Origin of the sequence: Serratia sp. CY56464, from assembly GCF_052168435.1 — a bacterium.
GTDB lineage: Bacteria > Pseudomonadota > Gammaproteobacteria > Enterobacterales > Enterobacteriaceae > Serratia > Serratia marcescens.
On record NZ_JBJNMV010000012.1, the window covers coordinates 1 to 5,607 of the forward strand.

Sequence of the window (5,607 nt, forward strand, 5' to 3'; positions counted from 1 at the left end):
GTCGCAGCTACTACCAGGATCGCGCCGTCCATCTGAGCAGCACCGGTGATCATGTTTTTCACGTAGTCGGCGTGCCCTGGGCAGTCAACGTGCGCGTAGTGACGAGTCGGGGTGTCATACTCAACGTGAGAGGTGTTGATGGTGATACCACGAGCTTTTTCTTCTGGCGCGTTATCGATCTGGTCGAAAGCACGTGCAGAACCGCCGTAGGTTTTAGCCAGTACGGTAGTGATCGCTGCAGTCAGGGTAGTTTTACCGTGGTCAACGTGGCCGATAGTACCGACGTTAACGTGCGGTTTTGTACGTTCAAACTTTTCTTTAGACATCGATTGTCCCTCTAAGACACGGATAAATCGGTGGTATCACCACATCAACCAAGCATTTGCTCGTTGAATCCAGAACAGAAAGAAAATCAGGGGGCGAGAAATTAAGAAGTGGTGCTGATAGGCAGATTCGAACTGCCGACCTCACCCTTACCAAGGGTGCGCTCTACCAACTGAGCTATATCAGCACATCTTGGAGCGGGCAGTGGGAATCGAACCCACATCATCAGCTTGGAAGGCTGAGGTAATAGCCATTATACGATGCCCGCATCCTGGAACTCGGCTACCTGATTTTTCTGTAGAATTTTGGGATGGAGCAGGATTGTTCATCACTCGGCTCGCATCCTTCGGGCCGGCTGCGCCTTGCGCTGCACAGCTCGAACCTTGCCGAAGGCTTTCGCCCTCTCCTCCCGCCATCAACCGCTGCGGTATTCATCGCATCTCAGTTAATCGCCGAAGGCAAGATTTGGTGGTGGGGGAAGGATTCGAACCTTCGAAGTCTGTGACGGCAGATTTACAGTCTGCTCCCTTTGGCCGCTCGGGAACCCCACCAGATTTTAACTACTTGTGACTTGAATGGTGCCGGCTACCGGAATCGAACTGGTGACCTACTGATTACAAGTCAGTTGCTCTACCTACTGAGCTAAGCCGGCATCAAGTGCAGCGCATTCTAGGTAGAGCGGGCGACCTATGCAACAAAAAAATTGCTTTACGCGCACTTTCGCTCATAAATCAGTCAATTTTGCATACTGTCATGCAATTTGCAGCCTGCGGCGTGCAAACATTCATCACTCGCGGCAATCATTCTCTACAATTTTATCCACTTTTTGCAAGCCTTGAGCACCGCTTTCTCCGTGTCGGGCTTCTCAAAACACTTAACCCGCGATGGTAAACTGTGAGCGGGATCGATGCACCAAAAAGGGGATCCCTGCCCCGGACTGCGGCGTGAGCTACACTGATCCCTCGCCCTTTTGCCGTCGCTATGCCTTTCGCCGTTGTGGCTCAGTTATTGCTTCTCTTCATTACCCCCATCCCAGGAGGAATGACCGATGAAAATAGTGCCTATCAACGCCGCTACGTTGCCGATTTACCGCGATGAGTTGGCCCGCCTGTTGACCGATGCCGTCACGCACGGCGCTTCTGTCGGTTACGACACCTTAATTCCTCACGAAGACGCCGAGAGCTACTTCCACAGTCTGCGACCGGCCTTGGCCAAAGGTGAACTGCTGCTGTGGATTGCCCGTGACGATCGCGGCGTCGTTGGCACCGTGCAACTCGAGCTTTGCCAGAAGCCGAACGGCCGTAATCGTGCGGAGGTGGTGAAGCTGTTGGTGCATAGCCGCGCTCGCCGCAACGGCGTAGGTCAGACTCTGATGAAAACGCTGGAGTACGCGGCACTGCAGCAGCAACGCGGGCTATTGTATCTGGATACGCAGGCCGGTTCGGCGGCAGAAGCGCTTTATCGCAGCTTGGGTTATCGCTGTTTGGGCGAGCTGCCGGATTATGCAGCGGGCCCCGATGGGCATTACCATCCGACCGTCATTTATTACAAACGTCTGTTCACCGTAAATCAACCTTCGCGCGCTATCGCCAGCTAGTCTTCAGGCGGTATCCGGCTCTGATGATACCGCCTTGCAACCCCGCTTTATCAACTGCGCGCCGCTTCGCACAATTGACATAAACTGCTGCCTATCGACAACTTTTGCGAAAAAAGTCTACGCCAAAAACGAAGCTGTCTATAATATGCAGCTTGTTTATTCTCTGGAGTTGGCGTCCGGCGCCTTTCCCAACCTGCGTTAACAGGCAGAATTTGGCTTATGATAAAAAGAGATCAATCTTTAGCAACGCCTTACCTACAGTTCGATCGTACCCAATGGGCTGCGTTGCGAGATTCGGTGCCGCTGACGTTGTCGGAAGAAGAGATCGTTAAACTGAAAGGGATTAACGAAGATCTCTCGTTGGAAGAAGTTGCGCAGATTTATCTGCCGCTGTCACGACTGTTGAACTTCTATATCAGTTCCAACCTGCGCCGACAGGCGGTGCTCGAGCAATTCCTCGGCACCGACGGGCAAAAGATTCCCTATGTCATCGGCATCGCCGGCAGCGTAGCCGTAGGTAAGAGCACAACCGCACGTCTGTTGCAGGCGTTGTTGAGCCGTTGGCCAGAACACCGCAGCGTTGAGTTGATCACGACCGACGGCTTCTTGCACCCTAATAAGGTGCTGAACGAACGCGGCCTGATGAAGAAAAAAGGCTTCCCGCAGTCTTACGATATGCATAGCCTGGTGAAATTCGTGTCGGAAGTGAAATCCGGCGCCAAACGCGTCACCGCCCCGGTTTATTCCCATTTGATCTATGACGTCGTGCCCGAAGGTAATAAAGTCATCGAGCAACCGGATATTCTGATCCTGGAAGGGCTTAACGTATTACAAAGCGGTATGGATTATCCTCACGATCCGCATCGCGTATTCGTTTCCGACTTTGTCGACTTCTCTATATATGTCGATGCGCCGGAGACGCTATTGCAAAGCTGGTATATCAATCGTTTTCTGAAATTCCGTCAGGGCGCATTTTCCAATCCCGATTCTTATTTCCATAATTATTCAAAATTGCCGGAACCGGAGGCGATTAATATCGCCACGCAATTATGGAATGAAATCAATGGATTGAATTTGCAGCAGAACATACTGCCTACGCGCGAACGCGCGAGCCTGATTATGACCAAAAGCGCCAACCATGCCGTTGAAAGCGTGCGTTTAAGAAAATAAGCCTACCGAACGATCGAGGGGACGCTGCCGTCCCCTTGTCTTTTCTCACTATTCCGCGCTGCGCAGCGATATCTCTCCGCCGATAAAAGGTTTGATTTCCCCGTCCTGTTCCAGCAACAGTGCGCCCTGCGAATCGATACCCCGGGCGATACCCACAATCTGTCGCTCGCCAATCAGCAGTTTGACCGGTCTGTCGATAAAATTATCCAGCGTGCGCCAACGGCCAATGAATGGTGCCAGCCCATCTATCTCGAATTGTTTTAAGGACTGCCGCAATTCATTAAGCAGAGTGGCGGTCAGCTCATTACGATCGATGTTAATACCGGCTTCTTGCAGGTTGATCCAACCTTGATTGATCCCACTCGCATTGGTATCCCGCATCGCCAAATTAATGCCGGCGCCGATGACCAACTGAGCCGCATCGCCAGTTTTTCCCGTCAATTCGACCAGGATCCCCGCCAATTTACGATCGTTCAGATAAAGATCGTTAGGCCACTTCACGCGTACATCAGCCGCACCGAGACGCTGCAAGACCTCCGCCATCACCATCCCGATCACCAGGCTAAGCCCCATCGCCGCTGCCGGCCCCTGCTCCAGTCGCCAGAACATCGACAGATATAAATTAGCGCCGAATGGCGAGATCCACTGCCGCCCGCGGCGCCCTCGTCCTGCCTGTTGGTATTCAGCGACGCAGGCATCACCAGAGTGCAATTCGTCGATGCGGTCCAGCAAGTATTGGTTGGTGGAATCGACCACCGGCAACACGCTTACACGCTTGTCTTCCAGCAGGCTGAGGATTCGCTTGGCTTCCAACAGCTGGATGGCGCCAGGCAGGCTATAGCCTTTTCCGGGCACGGTAAAGACATCCAGTCCCCATTCGCGAATGGTCTGAATATGCTTATTGATCGCCGCGCGACTCATGCCCAATGACTCACCGAGGTGTTCACCGGAATGGAATTCGCCGTCAGCCAGCAGCGCGATCAGTTTTAACGGAACCTTGGTATCTTTCATGACAGCACCGCCACGGCATTCAGTTCACCGGTCGCGCCAATAAAACGCACCTCAGGTTCCAGCCACACGCCGAATTTATCGGCCACCGACTTGCGCACGTGGCGCGCCAATGCCACCACATCCTGACTGTGGGCGTTGTCGATGTTCACCAGCACCAGCGCTTGCTGGCGGTGTACCGCGGCGCCACCGATACGATATCCTTTCAGTTCGCATTGATCGATAAGCCATCCGGCGGCCAGCTTCACCTGGCCATCCTGCTGTGGATAATGCGGCATGCCGGGATATTTAGCGATGAGTTCTGCGGCTTTCTCTGCGTTCACCAGCGGATTCTTGAAGAAGCTGCCGGCATTGCCGGTTTCACGCGGATCGGGCAGCTTGCTGCGGCGCATGGCGCATACGGATTCAAATACCTGAAGTGGCGTCACCGTGGCAGGATCCAGCTTGGCCAGATCGCCGTAGCTCAATTTGGGTTGCCACTGTTTGTTGAGACGCAGACCTAACCCGACAATGACATGCCCGGTCTGGAAACGGTGTTTGAAAATACTTTCCCGGTAGCCAAAACCACACTCGGCAGCCGGAATACGATCGATAGCGCCGGTAGAGAAGTCCAGCAGATCGACATACTCGCAGACGTCTTTCAATTCGACGCCGTAGGCGCCGATGTTCTGGATAGGGGCGGAACCGGCCAATCCAGGAATCAACGCCAGGTTTTCCAGGCCGCAGATCCCAGCCTGCAGCGTATATTGCACCAGGTCATGCCAATTTTCACCGGAGCTGACGTGGAGATACCAGGCATCGTTATCTTCCCGAACATCAATACCCTTCAACTGATTGACCATTACTGTGCCAGAAAAATCCTCCAGGAACAGCACGTTGCTACCTTCACCGAGAATCAGCAACGGCTCCTGACGCTTGCGCGTTTGTTGCCACACCTTGAGCATCAGCTCAATTCTATCGGCCATGATCAGGTGCGCTGCGTTGACCGGGAGCGCAAACGTATTGTGGTTTTTTAAAGACGCGCTTTCAGTAGACATAACGTTCAGTACCCATACGGAAATAATCTTTCGCCTAGTCTACTCGATTCGAGGCGTCTGGCTAATATTTGTTTTAATTAACGTGAAACTTATCGACTAATACACTGAAGAATTAAGATTTATCTTTGATATAACCGGATAATTCTCATCAGTCTGTTCATAGATAGCTATTTTTATTATTTAAATAATAATCTGGAACTATCAATTATATATTTAGCTGGCTATTTCTCTAGCAAAGAAACATTATTCTTCATTATAAGAATAAGTTACACATGCCCAAAAAGGCATTTTTCAAAGTAATAGATACTGTCAGGATATTTATTTTACGCATAGCAAAAAGCCCTGAACGTCAGTTCAGGGCTTTCGGCTTTATTTGATGCCTGGCAGTGTCCTACTCTCGCATGGGGAGACCCCACACTACCATCGGCGCTACGGCGTTTCACTTCTGAGTTCGGCATGGGGTCAGGTGGG

Annotated in this window: 5 protein-coding genes, 4 tRNA genes, 1 rRNA gene and 1 other RNA gene; 2 read left to right on the top strand and 9 right to left on the bottom strand. The window is 52.1% G+C overall.

Translation table 11 applies throughout. The annotated features are described in order from the left end of the window. The 6 genes from ACJ8KE_RS23635 to ACJ8KE_RS23660 all read right to left on the bottom strand — a co-directional run. Window positions 1–326: GTP-binding protein (locus ACJ8KE_RS23635; RefSeq protein ID WP_048338991.1), on the bottom strand; the 326-nt coding region annotated here is incomplete at its 3' end. 109 nt (window positions 327–435) lie between these two features. Then, window positions 436–511, bottom strand: a tRNA-Thr gene (locus tag ACJ8KE_RS23640). Between the two features lie 6 nt (window positions 512–517). Further along, window positions 518–592: transfer RNA gene (locus tag ACJ8KE_RS23645), tRNA-Gly, on the bottom strand. A 36-nt stretch (window positions 593–628) separates the two neighbouring features. Then, window positions 629–744, bottom strand: a non-coding RNA gene (locus tag ACJ8KE_RS23650) — RtT sRNA. 46 nt (window positions 745–790) lie between these two features. After that, window positions 791–875, bottom strand: a tRNA-Tyr gene (locus tag ACJ8KE_RS23655). A gap of 25 nt (window positions 876–900) precedes the next feature. After that, window positions 901–976 (bottom strand) — tRNA-Thr (locus tag ACJ8KE_RS23660). A 396-nt stretch (window positions 977–1,372) separates the two neighbouring features. On the opposite strand from ACJ8KE_RS23660, the gene ACJ8KE_RS23665 reads away from it, so the two are divergent. Both ACJ8KE_RS23665 and coaA read left to right on the top strand, forming a co-directional pair. Next, the gene (locus tag ACJ8KE_RS23665; protein ID WP_016929433.1) at window positions 1,373–1,921 is read left to right on the top strand and encodes a GNAT family N-acetyltransferase; all 549 of its coding nucleotides are present in this window, start codon (window positions 1,373–1,375) and stop codon (window positions 1,919–1,921) included. Window positions 1,922–2,140: 219 nt separating this feature from the next. Next, window positions 2,141–3,091: a type I pantothenate kinase gene (gene coaA, locus ACJ8KE_RS23670; protein ID WP_025304936.1), complete on the top strand. Its 951-nt coding sequence runs from the start codon at window positions 2,141–2,143 to the stop codon at window positions 3,089–3,091. 48 nt (window positions 3,092–3,139) lie between these two features. Here the strand turns inward: coaA and birA are convergent, their stop codons facing one another. The 3 genes from birA to rrf all read right to left on the bottom strand — a co-directional run. Further along, window positions 3,140–4,102: a bifunctional biotin--[acetyl-CoA-carboxylase] ligase/biotin operon repressor BirA gene (birA, locus tag ACJ8KE_RS23675; protein ID WP_016929434.1), complete on the bottom strand. Its 963-nt coding sequence runs from the start codon at window positions 4,100–4,102 to the stop codon at window positions 3,140–3,142. Further along, window positions 4,099–5,136: a UDP-N-acetylmuramate dehydrogenase gene (murB, locus tag ACJ8KE_RS23680; protein ID WP_016929435.1), complete on the bottom strand. Its 1,038-nt coding sequence runs from the start codon at window positions 5,134–5,136 to the stop codon at window positions 4,099–4,101. The genes birA and murB overlap by 4 nt, the downstream gene beginning before the upstream one ends. Before the next feature lie 378 nt (window positions 5,137–5,514). Further along, window positions 5,515–5,607, bottom strand: a 5S ribosomal RNA gene (gene rrf / locus ACJ8KE_RS23685); the annotation flags it as partial.